We start from the raw sequence: 20,716 nt of genomic DNA on the forward strand, positions 1-20,716 counted from the left end.
TAAACGGGAAGGCGCGATGGCGCTGACATTGAAGATCGAGAACCACGCGAGCCTGCCGGATGGCGGGCCTTTGTCCTTTACGCTCGAAGGACAAAGGAGCGCCGATATCGGGCGCGACCAGCATCTCGACTGGAGCTTGCCCGATCCGAACCGCTTCATCTCCGGAAGGCATTGCGAAATAAAATATCAATCGGGCGAATATCTGCTCGTGGATGTTTCGACCAACGGCACTTTCGTCAACGGGGCTTCGGCGCGGATTCAATCGCCTTACCGGCTCAAACAGGGCGACCGGCTGCAGATCGGCGAATATCTGATTTCAGTGGCGATCACCGGCCAGCCCGGCCCGCCGCCGCCAGATCGCGACCGCGACTCGGGCCGGCCGAAAATCGACCGCCCGGCTTCTTACGATTCGCTGTGGGATGTCGGCGAAGATATTGCGCCGCCGATCGATCCGAGGGAATTGCGGCCGCAGGGCAAGTCCACTCCAGTGTATGGCGATTTCCTGTCGCACGCGGTAGACGCGCCGCGTCTTTCGGACAGCGCGCAGTTCCTGCCGGTCGAAGACGCGATGGACTGGGCGCCGGTCGTCAAAAAGCCTGAACCGAAAAAGGAGGGGCCGCGCGCCCCCGAACCAAGGCGGCGGGCGGGTTTTGAGGATGACGCGATCGATATCCCGCTGGACCGAAGCTCCGGGTCCCCTTCAGGCGCCCCGTTGGACAGTCCCTGGGGAGCGCCGCCCGATCCGCCGCCCGATTCAGCCGCCGCAAGGCCGCCCATCGACGCAGAATCGCACACCGGCGCTCCGCAAAAACGCGCGACCGATTCCCCCGACGCCATGCTGGCCGCTTTTGCCGCCGCAGCGGGTATTCCGCTCGAAGCTCTAGCGCATCGCAGCCCCGAAGAAACCGGCGCCTTGCTGGGGCGGTTCGCGCTCGTCGTGGCCGACGAAATGCAGAAACTTCTGCACGCGCGGGTCGAAGCCAAACGTCTGGCGCGCAGTTCCGAACACACCCTGATCCAGCCCCAGGAAAATAATCCGCTGAAATTCACCCCTGGTCCGGAGGATGCGTTGCGCATCATGTTCGGTCCGCCGACGCGCAGCTATCTCGACGCGACCAAGGCGGTCGGCGCGGGCTTCGCCGATTTGAAGCGGCACCAGATCCAGACCTATTCGGCGATGCAGCAAGCGGTCCGGACTCTTGTCGAGTCGCTCGATCCGGCAACCCTGGAGAAAGAGGCGCCGAAACCGCAGGGACCGACGTCACTGTTCAAGGCCCGCAAGGCGCAACTCTGGGACGCCTATGTCGTGGCATGGCAAGCCATGACCAAAGGCCAGCCGGAAGGGGTGATCGGACGATTCATGTTTCTGTTTGGAAGTTTTTACGATCGCGCGGGCGACCGGTGAGCGCGCCGGAGGTTCAAAGGGGGGGCGATGTCCTGGTACAGCAAGGTCATTTGGAGGGAGGGGCTGTTCCTTCGCTCGCATCATTTTCAGCAGAACGATCGCTACCATGAGCGGCTGGTCGATGGCCGCACCCGTTTCATTTCGCCTTACCCCTGGGGATTTTCGGAGTTGGAAATCGACCGCGACGTCGCGCAACAAAGCAAATTCGCGCTGCGCCGGGCGGTGGGGATCATGCCGGACGGAACGCCGTTCGACATTCCCGGCGACAGTCCTCTGCCGGAACCCATCGACGTTCCCGAGAATGCCGGTAACCAGATGCTCTGGCTGTGCATTCCGGCGCCGGCGCCCAATACCCGCGAAGTCGATCATCGCGTCTCCGACAGCGCCTCGCGTTTTCTCGAAGGCAGCGAAACCTTCATCGATTCGACGTCCGAACTGCGCGACGAGCACGAGATCGACATCGCCTATCCGCGCCTCGCCTATGAAGTGCGGCGCACGCCCAAGCCCGGCTATTTCAATCTCGGCGTCGCCCGCATTCTGGAAATCCAGGACAAGGCGCTGGTGTTCGACGAGAAATATGCGCCGCCGGTTCTGGTTTGCCGCGCGCATAGCGTCGTCTCCGGCTGGATCGACCGCATTACCGGCTGGGTCGAGAACAAGCTGGAGGAACTGTCCCGCTACGCCGCCGATCCGACCTCGGGCGGCGGTCTGCAAAGCGTCGATTATTTCGTCCTGCAATTGCTCAACCGGACGATTCCGGGGTTGCGGCATTTGCGCGGCTCGGCCTATGTCCATCCGGAAAGACTTTATGAGGCGCTGATTTCGCTTGCCGGAGAACTGGCGACTTTCACCACGACCGACCGTCGGGCGCGCAGCTATCCCAACTACGATCACAATAATCTCGAAGCCACGTTCGAGCCGGTCTTGCGCGATTTGCAGGATTTTCTCTCGGCCCGTCTTGGGCGGCGCGCCATCCGGCTGGAACTCATCGAGCGCGCCGACAATGCGTTCGTGTCGCCGATCCGCGATCGCTCCTTGTTCCGCAACGCCAGTTTCGTGCTGGAGGTCTCGGCGCGGCTGCCGCTCACGGAAATTCAGCGCCAGTTTCCCAATCTGTTCAAGCTCGGGCCAAACACCAAGATGAACGAGATCGTTCACGCCCATCTGCCGGGCGTCCCGCTGGTGCATCTGCCGACGCCGCCGCCGCAGATCCGGGCGATCACCGATCATGTCTATTTTTTTCTGGACCGGAAATCGCCGCTCTGGCAGGAATTCAGCACGGCGGCCTCGATCGGCATGCACTTTTCCGGCGATTGGCCTGAGCTCGAACTCGAACTCTGGGCCGTTCTGGAGGATTCCAGATGAACGGCAAGGACGGCTCGGGCTCCGACGATAATGAACGCACCGTGTTTCGGCCCAACCCCGGACGACGCCTTCCGGCGGCGGCCCCACCGCAGACGCCTCCCGCTTCGCCTTCTTCCTTCAACGCCGCCGCGCCGCCGCCATCCGGCGAAACCGACGACTGGATCGTCTCGCAGCGTTCCGGCGGACCGGCGGCGTCTTCCCTGCCGCAGGCGCGGGATCTGCGTTTCGACGAATTGGTCGCGCCCAATCCCAATCCGATCATGCGCTCGGCGGGGCCCCTGCTGCTGCTGCTCGGACGTCTCCGGGTGGCCGCGCTGAGGGCGTCGTTCGCCAGCCTGATGGAGCAGGTGGCGGAAGCGGTGAATTTCTTCGACAAGGATATTCGCGCGCATGGCGTGCCGCCGGAACAGGCCCAGACCGCCAAATATCTGATCTGCGCCACCGCCGACGACATCGTTCAGAACATTCCGACGGAAGACCGGCATGTCTGGACGCAATATTCGATGTTGAGCCGCTTCTTCGGCGAAAGGATCGGCGGCGTCCGTTTCTTCGAGGAACTGGATCGGCTGTCGGTCGATCCCGCGGGCAATTACAATGTGCTGGAATTGCAGCACGCCTGCCTCGCTCTCGGTTTCCAGGGCATGTACCGCGCCAGCGGCGGCGGAGCGGCGAATTTGCAGGCGCGCCAGCGCACGCTCTACGAAACCTTGCGCCGAATCCGCTCTCGCGCCGCCGGCGCGCTGTCGCCGCATTGGGAAGGGCAGAAGCTGGCGCTCGCGCCATCGCGCTTCCACGCGCCGACCTGGGCCATCGCCGGACTCATTTCATTGCTGGCGTTTGGCGGCTTCATCCTCATGCGTGCGTCACTGATCGGCAGGACCGAAGCGGTCGCCGCCGAGACCGCCGGGCTGCATCCGGAAACGAAAATCGCCTTGCAGCGCCGTCTCGCCGCGCCGCCGCCCAAGGTGGAGCCGACGCCCGCGCAATTGACCCAGCTGCAAAGGATTCGCGCCGCTCTCGCGCCCGAGATCCAGGCCGGCGCCATTTCGGTCGATCCGGCGGGGGCCTGGATCGCCATAAGGGTCGGCAACCTGATCCTGTTCAATTCCGGCGAGGCGAAAGTCCTGCCGCAGTTTCTGCCGGTGGCGAAGCGCATCGGCGAAATCATCGAAAAGGAGCCGGGACCGCTGCGCATCGTCGGCCATACCGATAATGTCGCGCTGAGCCCGGCAAACCGCTTCCAGTCCAATTTTCAACTATCGATCGAACGCGCCAAGGCGGTCGCCGCGCTGGTCCAGCCGCAACTGACGCAGCCGGACCGGCTGACGGTCGACGGCAAAGGGCCGGACAGCCCGATCGCGCCGAATACGACCGCCGAAGGGCGGGCCAAGAACCGAAGGGTCGAGGTCCTGGTGACGAGAACCGATTGAGCTTTGCCTTGGTCCGACCGGTTTCGCCAAACCGCCCGGGCCTGGGGTTTCAAATAATGTCTTGCGGAAAAGTTCGGCGGCGGCGCAAGGCGCCGTTCCGCTCTTTGAGGGAACGAGGGGAATGTTCAAGAATTCGCCTGTCGGGTCCGACATCGCCAGAATCGGGCTTTACGCCGTCGGATTGGGCTCGATTTCGGCCATGGTCTGGCTTGCCGGTCCCTATATTGCCTTCGGCAATTTCAGACCGCTCGAAAACGAAGTGGTCCGCGAAATCGTCATCGTCCTGCTGGTGGCCCTGGTCGCCGGCTTCGGCGGCTTCGCGCTCTGGAGGCGCCGCAAGAGCGCCGAGGCTCTGGCCGAGGGCATGACCGAGGGCGAAAGCCCGGACGATTCCGCGGCGCTGAACGAGCGCCTCACGGACGCGCTGGCGACGCTGAAAGCGGCGGGCGGCGGCAAGGCCGATTTTCTCTACGATCTGCCCTGGTATGTCATCATCGGCCCCCCCGGCTCCGGCAAGACGACGGCGCTGGTCAATTCCGGGCTCAAATTTCCCCTCGCCGGGGACGGCGGCGCGCCCAAGGCCGTGGCGGGCGCGGGCGGCACGCGCTATTGCGATTGGTGGTTCACCGAAGAAGCAGTGCTGATCGACACGGCGGGCCGCTACACGACCCAGGATTCGGACGCCCGCGCGGACAAGAAAAGCTGGCTATCCTTCCTCCAGCTTCTGAAGAAGAACCGGCCGAAACAACCGATCAACGGCGTCCTGATCGCGATCAGCCTGCAGGATCTCTTGACCCTGTCGAAGGACGAGATCGACGCCCATGCGCGCGCCATACGTTCCCGGCTCGTCGAAATCTATGACGAACTCAAGGTGGCCTTTCCGGTCTACGCGCTGTTCACCAAGGCCGATCTGGTCTCGGGCTTTCTCGAATTTTTCGCCGACCTCGACGAGGAGGGGCGCCGGCAGGTCTGGGGCGCCACTTTCCAGACCGCGGACAAGACCAAGAACTGCGTCGGTGAGATTCCCGAGGAATTCGATGCGCTGATCACCCGTCTCAACGAACGCATGCTCGATCGCCTGCAGGAAGAACCGGCGCCGGGCCCCCGCGTGGCGCTCTACGGCTTTCCCGCGCAGATGGCTGCGCTGAAGCGAAAAATCCAGGATTTCGTCGACGCCATCTTCGAGCCGACGCGCTATCACGCCAACGCGACCTTGCGCGGCTTCTATTTCACTTCCGGCACGCAGGAGGGCACGCCGATCGACCAGCTCATCGTGTCGCTGGTCCGCAATTTTGGCGCGCAGGAAGTGCGCGGCTCGATGCTCTCGGGGCTCGGCAAGAGCTTCTTCCTGACCCACCTGCTGCAAAAGGTGATTGTTGGCGAGGCTGCGTGGGTTTCCACCGACGTCCGGGCGGTTTACCGGCGGCTCATCGTCAAGGCCGCGACCATCGGCCTCGTGGCGGCGCTGGCCGGCGGGGCGCTGGCCGCCTGGTGGGTTTCCTATTCGCGCAATCTGGCGCTGGCGCAAGCGGTCGCCGATTCCGACAATGAATACAGAATCGCCGCCGGGGGCTTGCGCAGCGAAGATCTGGTCGCGGATCGCGACTTTCAGAAGGTTGAACCCTTGCTGCGCAAATTGCGGTTCATGCCGGCCGGATATGCCCAGACGGCGGAAGCCGCGCCGCTTGCCGAGAAATTTGGGCTGAGCCAGCGCGCGCGTCTTCAATCTAGCGCCGTTGACGCCTATCACATGGGACTGGAGCGGCTTTACCGGCCAAGGCTGCTCTATCGCCTCGAAGAAACGCTCGACGCCAAACGCGATGACCCCAGCTATGTCTACGAAGGGCTCAAGGTCTATATGATGCTTGGCGGTCTGCATAAGCCAGACAATGATTTCATCGTGTCGTGGATGCGGCAGGACTGGGAGGAAAATCTGCATCCCGGCGCCGGACAGGCTTCCGGCCGACAGGCGCTGGAGGAACATTTGCGCGCCATGCTCGAACTCGACGACGGACGGGCGCCGCTGGTCGATCTCTCCGGCAGTGTTCTCGAAGACGGCCAGCGCACTTTGGCGCGACTCAGCATCAGCCAGAGGGCCTATCAGCTGCTCAAATCGAAGGCGCGCATGTTGCAAATTCCCGACTGGAACGCGAAGGCGGCGGGCGGGCTGGATTCCGATCGGGTGTTCGAGGCGAAAAACGGCGGCGATCTGGCCACGATCCGCATCCCCGGCTTCTTCACCTATAACGGATTCCAGCGGGGCCTGCTCGATCAACTCGCAACGGTGGCGGATCTGGCCCGCAATGAAAAATGGGTGTTGGGCCAGATCGGCGAACAATCCGCCGTCGCGTCGCAATATGACAGTCTGAGCGCCGACATCTACCAGCTTTATGCGCAGGAGTTCATCGCCTCCTGGCAGGCGGCGCTGGCGAAGCTGCAATTACGGCGGCTCACCGCCGACAAGCCGCGCTATCTGACTTTGTCGGCGCTCGCCGCGCCGTCCTCGCCGCTGCGCGCGCTGCTGGAATCCATCCGCGACGAGACCGCGCTGACGCGCGAGCGCCCCGGCGCGAAAAAGAAGGACGGCGAACCGCCGGCCGGCGCGATTTTGCTGAACCAGCCGCAGATCGGGGCGCCGGGCTCGCAGATCGAAAGCCAGTTCCGCCCGTTGCACGAATGGGTGGAGGGCGCCCCGCCCTCGCGCCCCATCGACCAGTTGATCGGGCGGCTGAACGAAATCAAGGATAATCTGATCCTTTCGACCAGCGTTCCGGCGCAGGCCGCTCAGGCCAACGCCCAGTTGCAGGCGCAATTGCAGAACCTCAAATCGCAGGCCGCGCGTCTGCCCGAGCCGTTCAACGGCATGATGAGCCGGGCCGCCGGCTCGTTCGAAACCGACGTCAATAATTCGGAACTGGCGCAATTGACCCGCTCCCTTGGCGATCAGGTCACAGGGGTCTGTCAGCAGCTGGTCCCGGGACGCTATCCCTTCGACCGCTCCGCGCGAACGGAAATCGCGCTGGCGGATTTTGGCCGTCTATTTTCTCCGAATGGCGTGCTGGACAAGTATTTCCAGCAATCCCTCGCCAAATATGCCGATACCTCGAAACGTGCATGGAGTTGGCGCGCCGACAGCGCTTTCGCCCGAAGCTTGTCAAGTACGACGCTGATGCAGTTTCAGCGGGCGGCGCAGATCAGGGACGCTTTTTTCGCCACCGGCGGCAATATGCCGTCAATCAATATGCAGGTGTTTCCTCCGGTCCTCAGCGGCGCCGGCGTGACCGCGCGGTTCGAGGTCAATGGCATGGCGGTGGTGACGCAGGCGGGCACGTCGGTCGCGCCGGGCGCCTTGTTGTGGCCGGGCGCGGCGGCCGGAGGGCGGACCGCCGTCATTTTGAGCGCCGATCCTGCGCCCGCGCCGACGGGGCTCCAATTTCAGCCCCAGCCGCAGCCCGCCCAGGCCCCGGCGGTGCTTGAAAAGACCGGCGCCTGGTCGCTGTTCAGGCTGCTCGACGCCGCCGGCGCGGCGCAGCGGGGCGATCGGCTGGTGGCGAGCTTCATTGTCGGCGGACGGGAATTGCAATATCAGATTGCGGTCGGCACGAGCGTCAATCCGTTCACATTGACGGCCTTGCGGGAATTCCGCTGCCCAACGGGATTATGAAATGCCGGTCAGCCCTGCCTTGTTCGGTAAAGTGCGGACGCGAAGGGATTTTATCGCGGTGGCGACGCCGCGCCGGTTTTTGAGCGTCTGGGAGCAATGGTTGCAAACCAGCATGGCGGCGAGCCGCGAGTCGTTGCGCGACGGCTGGAACGATGCGTTCCTGACGGCGCCGATCTGGCGGTTCTGGCTTGGCGCGGATATTTGCGGCGCTTCGGCTCTGGGCGCCTTCATGCCGTCGATGGATGGCGTCGGACGCTATTTTCCGCTGACCTATGTCGCCGTCGCGGGAACAGAGGCGGCGCTGGCCCCACCAGAAGCGGACGCCCGATCGCCATGGTTCGAACAGGTCGAGGATTTTCTGTTGGCGACGCTGGAAAGCCGGGACCATGACGACCTCCTGCACGCTTTTGAGAATGTCGCATCGCCCGCCGAAAACCGCCGCGTGGAAAACCGGCGCGTGACGCGTCTCGATGGCGACGCGGACCAAACCCCGGTCGAGGGCCAGGCGTTCGAAAATTCCTTCGCGCTCGCCCGCGCGGCGGATGCGGCGCGCGCCGCTTCCTCCTCGACCTTCTGGTGGACGGCGGGCGGCGAGGGCTTCGCGCCCTGCGCGATTTCCTGTCGGCGCCTGCCGTCGCCAGCCGTGTTCACCGCCATGCTGACCGGACGGTTCGAGCCGGGAGCGCCCTGAAATGGATCATCAGATCGGCAGCGGACGCGACCTCGCCTCGGTGTTTCAAACCGGCGGCGCCACCCATGCCGGCCATGTGCGCGACCATAACGAGGACGATCTGGTCTTGCTGCCCGAGGTGGGCCTGTGGGCTGTGGCCGATGGCATGGGAGGGCACGAAGCCGGCGCTTTCGCCAGTCAGGCCGTGGCCAGGACGCTCGCGACCGTTGCCGCGCCGGTGAGCGCCGCAGGCTTGGTGAAATCCTGCGAAGACAAACTGGCGCAGGCCAATGACGCCATCCGGGCTTTCGCGCAAAGCAACGGCGGCGTGATCGTCGGAACGACGGTCGCCGTTCTTCTGGTTTTTCAAACCCGTTTCAGCTGTGTCTGGTGCGGCGACAGCCGCGTCTATCTGATCCGCCGGGGCGTCCTTCGGCAATTGTCGCGCGATCACAGTGAATTGCAGGAATTCGTCGATCGAGGGGTGCTGACTCCCGCCGAGGCGAAAGTCTGGCCCGGCCGCAATGTGCTGACTCGCGCCATCGGGGTGTTCGAGACGCCTGAAACGGAACGCCAGGAGGGCGAACTGGAATCGGGCGACATGTTCGTCTTGTGCAGCGACGGCCTGACTGGCCATGTCGCCGACGATGAAATCCTGAAAATCGCGGCGCGGCGTCCACCCGAAAGCGCTTGCCACGATCTGATCGAGCTGGCGCTGTCGCGCGGCGGCAAGGATAATGTCACGGTGGTGATTGCACACTATCGTCCCGACAGCACCCGTCGCTTGCCGCCGCCGCAACGCGAAGCGCCGCCAGGGTCGGATTGAGGCATGTCCTTCGCAACGAAATCCACCATCCCCAAGGGGACGCAGCTCAACGGCATTTACGAGATCGATGAGCCGCTGGCGACGGGCGGGATGGGAGAGGTCTATCGTGGACATGCGATCCAGACCGGCGATGTCGTGGCGATCAAGCTGATCCGCACCGATCTCGCGGAGGACGATGCGGCGCTCGCCTTGTTTCGCCGCGAGGCCTCGGCGCTCCACAGCATTCACCACGAAGCCATCGTCCGCTATTTCGTTTTCTCGGTCGATCCGCTGCTGCAGCGGCCCTATCTGGCGATGGAATTCGTCGAGGGCGAGGCGCTGTCCGAGATTTTGCGCAACGGTCCGCTGCCTTTGGCCGAAGTCATGGCGCTGAAGGAGCGCATCGCCTCCGGCCTGCACGCCGCGCATCTGCGCGGCATCGTCCACCGCGACGTTTCCCCAGATAATATCATCGTCAGCAATGCGGATTTCGCCGCCGCGCGCATCATCGATTTCGGCATCGCGCGTTCGACCAAGCCGGGCGACGCCACGGTGATCGGCAGCGGCTTCGCCGGCAAGTTCAATTATGTTTCCCCCGAACAACTCGGCCTGTTCGACGGCGAGGTCACCGCGCGTTCGGATATTTATTCGCTCGGTCTCGTGCTCGCCTGCGCCTGCCGGGGCAAGCCGCTGGACATGGGCGGTTCGCAGGTCGATGTGATCGAAAAGCGACGAAAACTGCCGGACTTGCAGGAGATCTATCCGCAACTCAGGCCGCTGATCGCGCGTATGCTCAATCCCGATCCGGCTTTGCGTCCGCAGACCATGCGCGAAGTCGCCGATTGGCGGATCGAACCGGCGCCTCCAGCCGAAGAGCGCACGATCGTCCGATTGCGGCCGGCGCCGGCGGCGCCGCCCGATCCGGCGCCGTCGGGTCCGCGCAGCCCGCCGGCCGCGTTCAAGTCCGAACCGGGCGCGGTCGGCGCGGCGGGCGACCAGGCGGCGCCAAGACGCCAGCCCGCGGCGCTGTGGGGCGGTCTGGCCCTGGCGCTCGCCGTCGTTGGCGTGCTTGCTGGGGTGTTCCTTTCCGGGCGTCCCGGCCCAAAGCAGGACGCCGGCGAAGACCGGCGGCTCGAACAGCCGGCCCCGGCGCCCCCGCCCGCGCCAAAGCTGGAGCCGGCGCCCTCGCGCCCGCAAGACGCGGCCTTGAGCGCGCAAGAAAAGTCGCGCCGCTTCATCGCGCAATATGATCCCGGCGCCTGCGCTTTGCTGTCGCCGGCCAAGGTCACCGAAGAAAGCGCGCCGGTCGATGGATTCGGCGTCGACGCCGCGCCCTTCGAGGCCTTCGACAAGGCCTTCAGGCAAGCCAATAAAATCGAGGCGGATATCAACGTCCATCAAGTCTCGCGCGCGCAATGCCCCGCCGTCGATTTTCTCGGCCGCGTCGGCGCAAGCGCCGGCAACGGACCGGCGCTGACACTGCGCTCCGGCGCCATCCGCAGCGGCGACGTGCTCGCTGGAACGGTGGCAAGCGATTCAACCCATCTCGAACTGATCCTCGTCGATGACGACGGGCGCACGTTCAATGTCTCGTCGCAAATGCGCGACGGCGGTTCGAGCCGCACTTTTGCGATGCGGCTGCAGAAAGCAGCAGGAGCGCAAGCCCGCCCGATGCTGCTCATCGCGGTGGCGAGTTCCGCGCCGATTTCAGAATTGAAACCGGGCGCCACGCTCGACGCCGGTCCATTTTTTGAGGCCGTTTCGCAAGAATTGACGGGTCTTTCCAGCGTCAGCGCCTCCGCCGTTTATTTTCTGATCGAATAGGCGGCGCGACTGGCCGCGATGGAATGAATGGAGTAGATTTTGGCGAAAGCGGGTTGAACGCCATGAGGCCTTGTCGCGACTTTGCGATTCTGCGGGAAAGGCAAGCTTTGCGCTCGCCGGACGCGCCGGTGGACGAGGATGGACGCCGCTGCGCCGGACGCAGGATGAAGCTGCGAATTTTGGCGGCGCTGTCGCTGGCGTTGGTTTTCCAGGCCTCCGGCGGATGGGCCGCCTCCCGCGCTCTGGTGGTCGGAATCGACCACTACCGCCATATGCCGGCGCTGCGCGGCGCCGTCGCCGATGCGCGGGATATCGAACAGGCGTTGCGCGGGATCGGCGTCGCCGACGTCCGCCTCCTGCTCGAAGGCGAAGCGAACCGCAAAGCCATGCTTGCGGCCTTCGAGGCGCTGGCCGGCGCGACGCGCGCCGGCGACACGGTTTTCATCGCCATCGCCGGGCTTGGAGCGCAAGAGCCCGAAAGGGCGCGCGGGTCGCAGCCGGACGCCACCGAAGAAGTATTTCTGCTGCAGACCTTCGATCCGAAAAATCCCGACGGTGCGTCCGAAAAAATCCTCGGCAGGGAATTCAATTTTTATATCCATAAAATCGAAGCGGCCGGCGGGCGGGCGGTTTTCGTCGCCGACGCCTGTTCGGGCGGCGGGCTGGCGCGCGGCGTCGATCCGCGCGGCGCCGAACCGATCTACCGTTGCGTCGCCTACACGCCGGTCGAGGATCGTCTGGTCAGCGTCGCCGGGCGCGCGGATTCCTTTCCATCGACGTCCGATTTCAGGCGATCGCTGGTGCTCGCGGCGGCGGACAAGCATTCGCGCGTCGCGGAAGTCAAAATTCCCGGCGCCGGCTATCGCGGCGGATTGTCCTACGCCTTCGCCCGGGCGCTGGAAGGCGCGGCGGACCTCAAGGGCGACGGCCGGCTCACCGTTGGGGCGCTTTACGATTACATCAAGCAGATCGCCCACCAGATGAGCGATCAGCGCCAGATCGTGGTGCTGGAAGGCCCATCGCGCGAGGACGCCGGCCGCGACGTCGTCGTCGAATTGACGCGCGGCATTGCCATTCGCCCCGTCGAATCGGGGACCGGCAAGGATGGCGGCTTGACGATCTCGCCGGTCGATCAGCCGCTGGAGGCGGCGCCCCCGGCCAACCGGCCCATCGCCGACGCGCCGCCGGTCGCAGGCAGGCCAAATCCGGACGCGCTCGCGGCGCCGCGTCCCGGCCTGCGCCCCCCGGCCGGGCGCGACACCATCAAGGTGGCGGCGCTCAACGGGCAGAACGGCTTGTTGGCCGATCTCCAGCGCAAGTCGCCGGTCACGCTGGTTGCGCCCAACGCCAATCCGGATCTGGTTTGGGATCCCCGGACCAATGATGTTCTGGAGGGGGCGGACGTCATAGCCCGCAACATCGCCGCCTCCGAACTGCCCGGAGTGGTCGAGCGGACCATCGCGCTGGACCGATTGAAACAGCGCGCGGCGCGCGGCGCGCAAGCCATCCGGCTGCTGCCCAGCGACGAGTTGCACACCAAGGGCACGCGGATTGAAATCGAGGTCGAGCAGTTGACCGACCGCTATCTTGTGCTGTTCAATCTGTCGGGCAATGGCAATGTTCAATTGCTCTATCCGCTCGGTTCCGATCCGCCGAAGCGGTCCGATCCGAAATATGGCGTCGAATTCCAGGTTCGCGAACCTTATGGCGCCGATCTGATCATCGCCATCACCGCCAACCAGCGTTTGACGGAACTGGAGCGCCTGCTGCGGCAATCCTCCCGCCAGATCAGCCCCGAGCGCCTGTCGGATGTGCTGTCGAGAGAGGAATCGCAAGGATTGCGGGTGGGTTTCGTCGGCCTTTTCACCACGCCATGAAAGCTTGAGCCATGCGCCATGCCTTGCTGATCTTCGCTGTTCTCGCGGGCGCGGCGCCTACCGCATGCGGGGCGCAGGCGCCATCCGAAGGACTTTCGCGCGCCGTCCGCATTCAAGGCCCCGAATCGAAGCCAAAATCCGAGGCGGCGCCGGAGGCGACAACGCCGCAGACCGCGCCCCAGGACCCGCGATTGACCAATATGGTCGATTTGACGATGGAAATGTCCCCCTCCGCCGACGCGCCGCTTGGAACCAGACTGTCTTTCCGCGTCGGCGCCAGGAAAAAGGGTTATGTGATCCTCGTCGATGTCGACGCCACCGGCAGACTGACCCAGATTTTTCCCAATTTTCTCACGCTTGCAAAGGCTCAGGGGCCCATCGCGGAAAGCAACCAGATCCCGGCCAAAACCTTGGTGACCATCCCGCAGGCCGGCTCCCGGACTTATGAATTTGTGGCGTCGGCCCCGAGGGGCATTGGCATGGTCATGGCGATTTTCAGTGAAACGCCTCTGGAAATGGTCGATCTTCCCGATGTTCCGCCCGAGCTTGCCGGACAGGCCGGCGCCGCGGAATTCCTTCGCGACGCGGCCAATGGATTGAGGATCGTGCCGGCCGAAGGGACAGGAGAGTTTCAGCAGCCAAAACTCTCGTTCGTCGCGCATTTCTATGTCATTCGCTGAGGTTCAGTCGACATCGACCTGCGTCTGGCCGGCGAACTGGATCGAGATCATGCCGCCGATCATGCAGACGAGGGTGTCGCAGTCGCGCAGGTTGGGCATTTTCTGGATGCTGTTGGTGGGCGAACCGGTCGTCCATGGCGAAGTAGTCGCCGGGACGCAAGGGGTTGGAACCCCGTTTGCCGCCGCCGTCAGCGTCGTGCAGGTCCCGAACGGCGTGATGTTCGTTATCGGCATAAAGTCCATGATGGTGGCCGAAAATTGCCCGCAGCAAAATTCGGTTTGATTGCTGGTCACGACGATGGGCGTCGGCGCGACGCCCATCGTGCAGATGCACATTCCCAACTGGCTGATGACCTGTAGCGGCATGTCGGCCTCCATTACTTCGCGCGACAAACCCGTATTATAAGGATGGAATCCTGCGCTCGAAAGCTTAACGTCCAGGGAGCGCCTCAGGGGCGATATCGTCCAGTTTGGCCGTCGATGAGGGAAAGATGCGATATTGGAAGACAAAAGTGCCGAAAGCCATCGCTTTAGGGGTGGCGTTCCTGATCGGCGGCGCGGCGCTGGCGGCGGAATCCTTGACGGAGCTTGCGACCGGCGGAATCGAGTTTCTGAAAGTTTCGGACAATGCGGCTCTTGTCCTCGATTCCGAAGAGGTCCGGCTTACGCCTACCAGATCGACTTTCAGCTACATTGTTTCGAACAAAGGCGCCATTCCACTGGAACTTGTGCTTGGTTTCCGATTTCCCGAACTCGATTTTTCCGATCCGGACGCGCAATACGCCATTCCCGGTTCCGATCCCGTCAATTTTCTGAACGCCACGGTCCGCATCGACGGAGCGGCGGCGCCTTTCGCCATTACCCAGCGGGCCCTGCTGGATGGGAAGGACGTGACCGACCTGCTGCGCCAGACCAAGGTCGCTCTTGTGCCGGTCGGTCAATTTCAGAACCAGCTCGCGGACACGGCGCCCGAGCTTCGCGACAAGCTTGTCGGGCAAGGATTGATCGTCGAGTCCGGGACCAGCATCGACGGCAAGCCGCTGTTCTTTCCTTCATGGACGGTCAAGACCAGTTCAACGCGGAGAGTGGTGGTGCCGCCTGCCGGGTCGATCCGGATCGAATTGCAGTACCGCCCCAGCGTCGGCGTCGGTCCAGACACGGTGCTGAGAAAGCCCTTGCGCGATCAAAAAGGGCTGGAGGCCGATGTGCGCGGCAAGCGCGCGACTTTTTGCGTCGACGAAGCCTTTCTCAATGGATTGGACAAGCTTGCCGGCGTTGAAGAAGCCAACGTCAACGGCGTCAAGGAGCTGCGGCTTCACCTGAAGACCAAAATGTATTCGGCGTCATCTATCCCGGCGACGCACTATAAATTGGTCGTGGACAAGGAGTCTACGCAACGAATTTTGTCGTTTTGCGCTGGAGAACTTAAAAAGATTTCCGAGACGTCGTTCGAGATGCGCGCCGATAATTATGTCCCCAGCGCCGAAATCAATATTTTGATGATTGACCGAAAAGGGCTGCGGCCGGTTAACCTTCGCTGAAACTTTTTTCCGCAAGGCCATGGAAATTCCGCATTTTAAGAGGTAGACTGCCATTAGAGGGTTGAAACAATGTCCAAAATCAAATCCACTGTAATGGGTGGCGTGGTTGGCATATTTACGCTGGCTTTCGGCGCTGTGGCCTTCGCCGAAACCGTTGCGCCCGCGCCCTTTCTGCTTGCCGCTCCGGCGGAGGCATTTCCGGTGAATTCGGAAGCGCCGGGCAATAGCGCGAAAAACGACTCGACGGTCGATGCATTGTCAGTCGCGCAAGCGGAGCCCGCAGCGGATCGGTTCGTCTCGCAGGCGCCGCCAATTGACGTCGCGCCTCCCCGCCCGGTCGCGCCATCCGCTTTGGGAAAAACCAAGCCGAAAACAAGCGTTCATGCTCAGAAGAGAGCGGACCGCATCGCTTTTAACGAGAATAATAGCTCAACGCCTTCTCGCCCGCACGGCAAAATGCTTATGATTGGGGTTAGTTACTGACGCGCCTCGACCAAGGGGATCCCGATAATCGAAAGCCGCCTTTCCAGGCGGCTTTTTTGCTGGCTTCGCGACGGCTCAGTAACCGCCGCCGATCATCCCTGGACTATGCGAATGACTGGCCGCCGACGGTCCGGGCGGGCGCGCGGTGGCAGGCCGGGCCGTTGCATGATTGCGGACGACCGCGTGAGGCGCAGCCGCACGTTGTGGGCGCTCGGGACGAGACGCGTGCGCCTTGCGCGGCGGCGCCGGTTCGTCGGGCTCCTCGCGCGCAACAGGGTGACGCCGCCTCGGCTTGACCGTTTCCTCGCGCTGCGGTTCGACGGCGGGGCTCAGACGCTTCGGCCTGACAGCATTGGGTTCCTGGTCCGGTTCCGGAACCTTGGCGACGATCGCGCCTTCCTTGCAGACCGTTACCGGCTGCCCTTTCAACTCTCCAAGCAGGTCGTCGTTGACGCCCTTCGGACCATCGCTTTTGCCTTGCGCCTGGAAATAATTCTGCAAAGCCGTCCTGGTGCTCGCGGACAGCGCGCCATCGATTTTGCCGGAATAGCATCCGATGCGGCCAAGCTCGATTTGAGCGGTCTTGATCTGGTCTGGCGTATCGACATCCGGCGTCTGTTTCGGCGCAAAGGATTTCAGCGCGTCGGCGATGGTCGGGCGCAGCCTGGCGCACAACAATTGCGCCTGCAAAGCGGTCAATTCCGAATAAAGCTGATCCTTTTCCGATTGTTTGGCCATGATCGCCGCGAGCCGCTCGCCTTCGCTTGTGCAAGCCGCCTCAATTTTGGCGATTTCCGCTTCGAGCCTGCCGACCCCTTCTCCCGCCGTCTTTCGCGCCCCATCGCAGGTCGCGCCGCCGACGAAAACCTTTAACGCGGTCAGATCGTTTGCGCCGATTTTGCGCAAAGCGCGATTTTCGGCGACGCAGGCTTGCTCTTGCGCTTTCAGTAACTTCGCCACGGCTTTGTCGATCGACGCAACAAGCCCCGGACAGCTGACCTGCGTCTTCAGCTTTTGCAGCGCGTCCGGCTGCTTTTCACCGACAAGGCGGGTGAAATCGGCGTTTTCACGGACGCAGGCCTCCGTTTGCCTCTGCTTCGCCGCCTCCATTTCCGCCTTGTCGCGATTTTCCTGTTCGAGCGCGGCGATTTTTATGCGCTCCTTTTCGAGCCTTTCGGCCTCGCGCTTCTGCTCGGCCAGCCGCTGCGCCTCCTGCTTTTCGGCCTCACGCGCGGCCTCGGCGAGACGTTTTTGCTCCAGCTTCTCCGCCGCCTGCTGTGCGGCCAGCAGGCGTTGGCGCTCCCGCTCCTCTGTCGCCAGCCGCTCCTTTTCCTTGCGCTCGTTGGCCAGACTCAAGGCCGCAAGCCGTTCCTGCTCCGCCTTTTCGACCGCCAGTTGAGCGCTCTTGCGCTTTTCCTGTTCGCGCAATTCGGCGGCGACGCGGTCTTTTTCGAGCTTTTCCGCCTCGATTTCAGCCTTTTTGCGATCTTCCTGCTCAAGTGCCGCGATTCTGGCGCGCTCCTTTTCAAGCCTTTCGGTCTCGCGCTTCTGCTCGGTCAGCCGCTGAGCCTCCTGCTTTTCGGCCTCGCGCGCGGCTTCAGCGAGACGTTTTTGCTCAAGCTTCTCCGCAGCCCGTTGTTCGGCCAGCAGGCGTTGGCGCTCCCGCTCCTCGGCGATCTGCCGCTCCTTTTCCTTGCGCTCGATGGCCAGATTCAAGGCCGCCAGCCGCTCCTTCTCCGCCTTCTCGGCCGCCAATTGGGCGTTTCTGAGCCGCTCCTGTTCGCGCATTTCGGCGGCGACGCGCTCCTTCTCCAGCTTTTCCGTCGCGATCCGGGCGGCTTCCTGCCGCTCGGCCTCAAGCTTTTCGGCTGCGAGGCGGGCCTTCGCCAATTGCTCCTGCTCGCGCTTTTCAAAGGCGACCCGCTCGGCCTGCCGGCGTTCGGCTTCCTGGCGCTCCTTGTCCTGCCGTTCGATGGCCAGACGGTCGGCGTCGGCGCGCTCCTTTTCGCGACGCTCCTTTTCGCGCTGTTCGGCGCTCAGGCGTTCCGCCTCGCGCTTCAGGAATTCCTTCTTTTCGGCCTCGAAAGCGGCGATGCGCTGGTTCATCGCGTCGCGTTCCTGGCGGACGGTGTCGAGCACGTAGAGACGGCTCTGGGCGTCGCGCACGTAAGGGGACGACGGAAATTTGGCGATGAAATCCCGAAGTTCCGCCTCGCTGGCGTTGGGGCCGATCCGCCGCCACTGGCGCGAATCGTCATCATGGATGTTCAGATAGAAATCCTGCAACAGCGAGATCGACAATTCCGGCCTTTGCCGGCCGCCGGTCTGTTCGTAAACGTCTTGCGCGACGCGCCGGAACAACGTGGCGATCTCGAGATTGGGCTCCTTGAGCCGGCGCACCAGCGCGGAAGAGAACGGGCTGTTGCGGCCGGCGCCGTCCTGAGCGACCTGATCGGCCTGCGTCGCATAGGCGACCACCATGCCCTCGGTGCGGTCGAGACGCGCCAGACCGCGCGTCAGCGCGGCGCTGCGGCTCAGGCCGGCGGTGCGGGTGACGAGCTTGTCCGACAGCGGATTATTGCGGCAGGCGTCGAGAATCATGATCTTGACGCCGCTAGCGGAATCGAGCGCCTCGCGCACTTTTTCAATCGCCAGCGTGTTATATTTGAGGCTGACTTCGTCTTCGAGATCGGCGTCAACCGGCAGCAGATAATTCTGCCCCCGGAATTGCAGTCCGTGACCGGCGAAGAAGAACAGCGCCGTGTCGGCGCCCTGCGCCTTGCGCTCGAATTCTTCGAGCGCCGCCCCGAGACCGCGCTGATCGACATTGATCTTGAAAATCACCTCGAAATTCAGGCCGCGCAGGGCGTCGGCGAGGTCGTGCGCGTCATTTTCGGGATTGCCGAGTTTTATCACGCGGGCGTAATCGGAATTGCCGACGATGAGCGCGACCCTCTTGTCGGCATAGGCCGCAACGCCGAAAAGCGCCCAGAACAGGACGCTCACAGCCAAAACGGCGATATTGACCCTCGCCTTCATTTCCCCAGCCTGTTGAGCCCCTCCGGTCGCAATTCGGAAGCACGCGTAAAATACTCCCAATTGCCAATGCAATCCAAATTTTTTTGGGGCCGGGCCTCAAAATCTCGTGAAACGATCGACGGCGTCGGAAAGTCGCGGCCCACGGCGCAAGGAAACAAGCCGCCGCCTCTTCACTTTCCCTTGGTCTTCCCCTGCGGCGTCGCCGCGTCCAGCTTCGCGGCGTCGGTCGCCGCCGTCGTGTCCGCCAGCAAAGCACGGTAGCGCACCGGCCGGTAGCCGCGCGCGAGCAGCGAACCCAGCGGATAAATATTGCGGCAGACCTTGCCGTTGCAGCCGCCGGTCGAGGATTCAAGCACTTCGGCCTTCTTGTCCGGGGTAAAGCGCACGAAAAGCATCACATGCGAACCCGGCTTGTTCAGCGCGTCGCCGGGCAGCAGATCCCAGCCGCTCGGCAATTGCCGGGCGATGGCGGGAATGGCGATGGTGGTGAAATGGGTGGACAGGCCCCAGGCGGCGCTGACGAAAGCCGAGCAATCGACGCCGCCGACGTCGGGGCGCGGATTATTATGGGTGCAGACATTGCCCGCGAGCCGCCCGCGCTGGACCCAGGCGGCGAAATTGGCGAGGCTGCCATGGCAGCCCCAGCAATAGGGAACGCCGACGACTTCCTGATTGACTTTTCCATGCATATAGCCGGGGCGCCGGATGCGGTTGAAACCGGAACAGGCCGTATCGGGATCGCGCCCATAGGCGGAGGGACTGACCCGCCAGCGAACATTGGCGAATTCCATTCCGGTCTGGATCACCTGCTGGCGCGTCAGCGGCCGCACCGCCGCGTTGGTGCGCTTGAGCGAGGGAAAATCGGTCAAAGCGAAACTGGACGCGCCGCCGCCGACGCCGAGGTCGATGATCTTGCTCTTGCGAATTTCGCGAAAGCCGACGCCGAGCACGTCGCTCGAACCTTTGCGGTTGCGCAGGAAATAGACGTCGCCATCGGGGGAAACCGTGACGAAGCGCCGCGACAGCCCGACATTTTGCGCCAGCGGCAATTCATAGACGCCTTCGAGCGCGCCCGACGGCGAAAATCGTACAACGAAGGCGAAGGAAGATTCTTCGCCGCCGGTCGGAATTTCCTCGGCGAAAACGTAATAGCGGCCCGATTTGTCGATTTCCAGCAGCTCCGCCGCGCCGAGCCGGCTACGGACCTGCAGATCGAGCCGCGCCAGCGGCGCGCCGCCGCCGCGCGGCGTCACGGCGATACGGACGCCGGAGTCGCCCTCAAGCGGCGCAAAAGCGGCGACCACGGCGCCGCGCCCGCGCGAGGCGACGAATTGCTTGTTGCGCTCGTTCGAGCCGAGGCCGCGGGAAATTCCCTCCGGCTCGTCGGAAGGATCGACCGAGCCCATCTGGGCGAAGGCCGAAAGCGTGGTTTCATCCGGTTTTTCGGTGGAACGGGTGATCGACAGGCCACGGGTCGGCGCATCCTCGCGCCCGGTCGCCGCCAGCGTCACGACCTTGCCATCCCAGACATGAATGTCGCCATTGGCTACGACCAGATCGGTCGGCGCGAGGTCGTCCGGAAGCTCCAGCGCCTGGGTCTGCTGTTGCGGATTGTTCGGATCGAATTTGAGAACGCGCCGGTTGATCTGGTCGAGGAGGTAGATTTCGCCCTTGTCGCCGGAATAGATCGCCCGCGGACCCTCCAGTTCAGCGTCGTCGCCGGCGTCGACGGCAAGGCCGACGCTGCCATGATCGTCCCCCTCGCCGAAACTCCGGGCGAGCCTGTCCCCGGCGCGGCTCACAGGAGTCGAAAACGCCAGAAGCGCCGCCGAAACGAGAATGGCTTTTCGCGACAACACCACAGCGACCTCCCATGCCGAGGGTCGAACCTAGACATCCTGATCCTCGATTGCAGCTCAATCAAGATGGCCGG

14 protein-coding genes are annotated in these 20,716 nt (G+C 63.5%); 11 read left to right on the forward strand and 3 right to left on the reverse strand.

From position 1 onward, the window contains the following. Positions 1-16: 16 nt before the first annotated feature. The 9 genes from tagH (at position 17) to QZY01_RS21260 (ending at position 13,720) form a co-directional block, all read left to right on the forward strand. Entirely contained in the window at positions 17-1,405 is a 1,389-nt protein-coding gene (gene tagH, locus QZY01_RS21220; protein ID WP_294541201.1) for a type VI secretion system-associated FHA domain protein TagH, read from the forward strand. A 27-nt stretch (positions 1,406-1,432) separates the two neighbouring features. Next, on the forward strand, positions 1,433-2,770 hold the full coding sequence (gene tssK / locus QZY01_RS21225) for a type VI secretion system baseplate subunit TssK (RefSeq protein WP_294541203.1): 1,338 nt from the start codon (positions 1,433-1,435) through the stop codon (positions 2,768-2,770). Continuing rightward, positions 2,767-4,200 (forward strand): type VI secretion system protein TssL, long form, encoded by a 1,434-nt coding sequence (tssL, locus tag QZY01_RS21230; protein ID WP_294541205.1) that lies wholly within the window; start codon positions 2,767-2,769, stop codon positions 4,198-4,200. The genes tssK and tssL overlap by 4 nt, the downstream gene beginning before the upstream one ends. Positions 4,201-4,321: 121 nt before the next feature. Then, positions 4,322-7,864 (forward strand): type VI secretion system membrane subunit TssM, encoded by a 3,543-nt coding sequence (tssM, locus tag QZY01_RS21235; RefSeq protein WP_294541207.1) that lies wholly within the window; start codon positions 4,322-4,324, stop codon positions 7,862-7,864. 1 nt (position 7,865) lies between these two features. Then, entirely contained in the window at positions 7,866-8,555 is a 690-nt protein-coding gene (gene tagF, locus QZY01_RS21240; RefSeq protein ID WP_294541209.1) for a type VI secretion system-associated protein TagF, read from the forward strand. A gap of 1 nt (position 8,556) precedes the next feature. After that, positions 8,557-9,360 (forward strand): protein phosphatase 2C domain-containing protein, encoded by an 804-nt coding sequence (locus QZY01_RS21245; protein ID WP_294541211.1) that lies wholly within the window; start codon positions 8,557-8,559, stop codon positions 9,358-9,360. A 3-nt stretch (positions 9,361-9,363) separates the two neighbouring features. Then, positions 9,364-11,163, forward strand: a complete 1,800-nt coding sequence (locus QZY01_RS21250; protein ID WP_294541213.1) for a serine/threonine-protein kinase — start codon at positions 9,364-9,366, stop codon at positions 11,161-11,163. Between the two features lie 62 nt (positions 11,164-11,225). After that, positions 11,226-13,040, forward strand: a complete 1,815-nt coding sequence (locus QZY01_RS21255) for a caspase family protein (protein WP_294541215.1) — start codon at positions 11,226-11,228, stop codon at positions 13,038-13,040. An 11-nt stretch (positions 13,041-13,051) separates the two neighbouring features. After that, on the forward strand, positions 13,052-13,720 hold the full coding sequence (locus QZY01_RS21260; RefSeq protein WP_294541217.1) for a DUF4384 domain-containing protein: 669 nt from the start codon (positions 13,052-13,054) through the stop codon (positions 13,718-13,720). A 3-nt stretch (positions 13,721-13,723) separates the two neighbouring features. On the opposite strand, the gene QZY01_RS21265 is transcribed toward QZY01_RS21260, so the two are convergent. Continuing rightward, positions 13,724-14,086, reverse strand: coding sequence for a DUF4280 domain-containing protein (locus QZY01_RS21265; protein WP_294541219.1), 363 nt, complete (start codon positions 14,084-14,086; stop codon positions 13,724-13,726). A 146-nt stretch (positions 14,087-14,232) separates the two neighbouring features. Between QZY01_RS21265 and QZY01_RS21270 the strand changes: the two genes are divergently transcribed. After that, complete coding sequence (locus tag QZY01_RS21270; protein WP_294541221.1) at positions 14,233-15,261, forward strand: DUF4424 family protein; 1,029 nt, start codon at positions 14,233-14,235, stop codon at positions 15,259-15,261. A 69-nt stretch (positions 15,262-15,330) separates the two neighbouring features. Next, the gene (locus QZY01_RS21275; RefSeq protein ID WP_294541223.1) at positions 15,331-15,744 is read left to right on the forward strand and encodes a hypothetical protein; all 414 of its coding nucleotides are present in this window, start codon (positions 15,331-15,333) and stop codon (positions 15,742-15,744) included. 75 nt (positions 15,745-15,819) lie between these two features. Here QZY01_RS21275 and QZY01_RS21280 read toward each other — a convergent pair whose 3' ends face one another. Beyond that, entirely contained in the window at positions 15,820-18,783 is a 2,964-nt protein-coding gene (locus QZY01_RS21280) for a caspase family protein (protein ID WP_294541225.1), read from the reverse strand. 170 nt (positions 18,784-18,953) lie between these two features. Further along, positions 18,954-20,642, reverse strand: a complete 1,689-nt coding sequence (locus tag QZY01_RS21285; protein ID WP_294541227.1) for a hypothetical protein — start codon at positions 20,640-20,642, stop codon at positions 18,954-18,956. Between the last annotated feature and the right edge of the window lie 74 nt (positions 20,643-20,716).

The organism is uncultured Rhodoblastus sp. (assembly GCF_903903185.1).
Lineage (GTDB): Bacteria > Pseudomonadota > Alphaproteobacteria > Rhizobiales > Beijerinckiaceae > Rhodoblastus.

Bases quoted from the DNA above. Each gene is read 5' to 3' on its own strand.
- tagH (WP_294541201.1), top strand. From the start codon at position 17: ATGGCGCTGACATTGAAGATCGAGAACCACGCGAGCCTGCCGGATGGC.
- tssK (WP_294541203.1), top strand. From the start codon at position 1,433: ATGTCCTGGTACAGCAAGGTCATTTGGAGGGAGGGGCTGTTCCTTCGC.
- tssL (WP_294541205.1), top strand. From the start codon at position 2,767: ATGAACGGCAAGGACGGCTCGGGCTCCGACGATAATGAACGCACCGTG.
- tssM (WP_294541207.1), top strand. From the start codon at position 4,322: ATGTTCAAGAATTCGCCTGTCGGGTCCGACATCGCCAGAATCGGGCTT.
- tagF (WP_294541209.1), top strand. From the start codon at position 7,866: ATGCCGGTCAGCCCTGCCTTGTTCGGTAAAGTGCGGACGCGAAGGGAT.
- QZY01_RS21245 (WP_294541211.1), top strand. From the start codon at position 8,557: ATGGATCATCAGATCGGCAGCGGACGCGACCTCGCCTCGGTGTTTCAA.
- QZY01_RS21250 (WP_294541213.1), top strand. From the start codon at position 9,364: ATGTCCTTCGCAACGAAATCCACCATCCCCAAGGGGACGCAGCTCAAC.
- QZY01_RS21255 (WP_294541215.1), top strand. From the start codon at position 11,226: ATGAGGCCTTGTCGCGACTTTGCGATTCTGCGGGAAAGGCAAGCTTTG.
- QZY01_RS21260 (WP_294541217.1), top strand. From the start codon at position 13,052: ATGCGCCATGCCTTGCTGATCTTCGCTGTTCTCGCGGGCGCGGCGCCT.
- QZY01_RS21265 (WP_294541219.1), bottom strand. From the start codon at position 14,086: ATGCCGCTACAGGTCATCAGCCAGTTGGGAATGTGCATCTGCACGATG.
- QZY01_RS21275 (WP_294541223.1), top strand. From the start codon at position 15,331: ATGTCCAAAATCAAATCCACTGTAATGGGTGGCGTGGTTGGCATATTT.
- QZY01_RS21280 (WP_294541225.1), bottom strand. From the start codon at position 18,783: ATGAAGGCGAGGGTCAATATCGCCGTTTTGGCTGTGAGCGTCCTGTTC.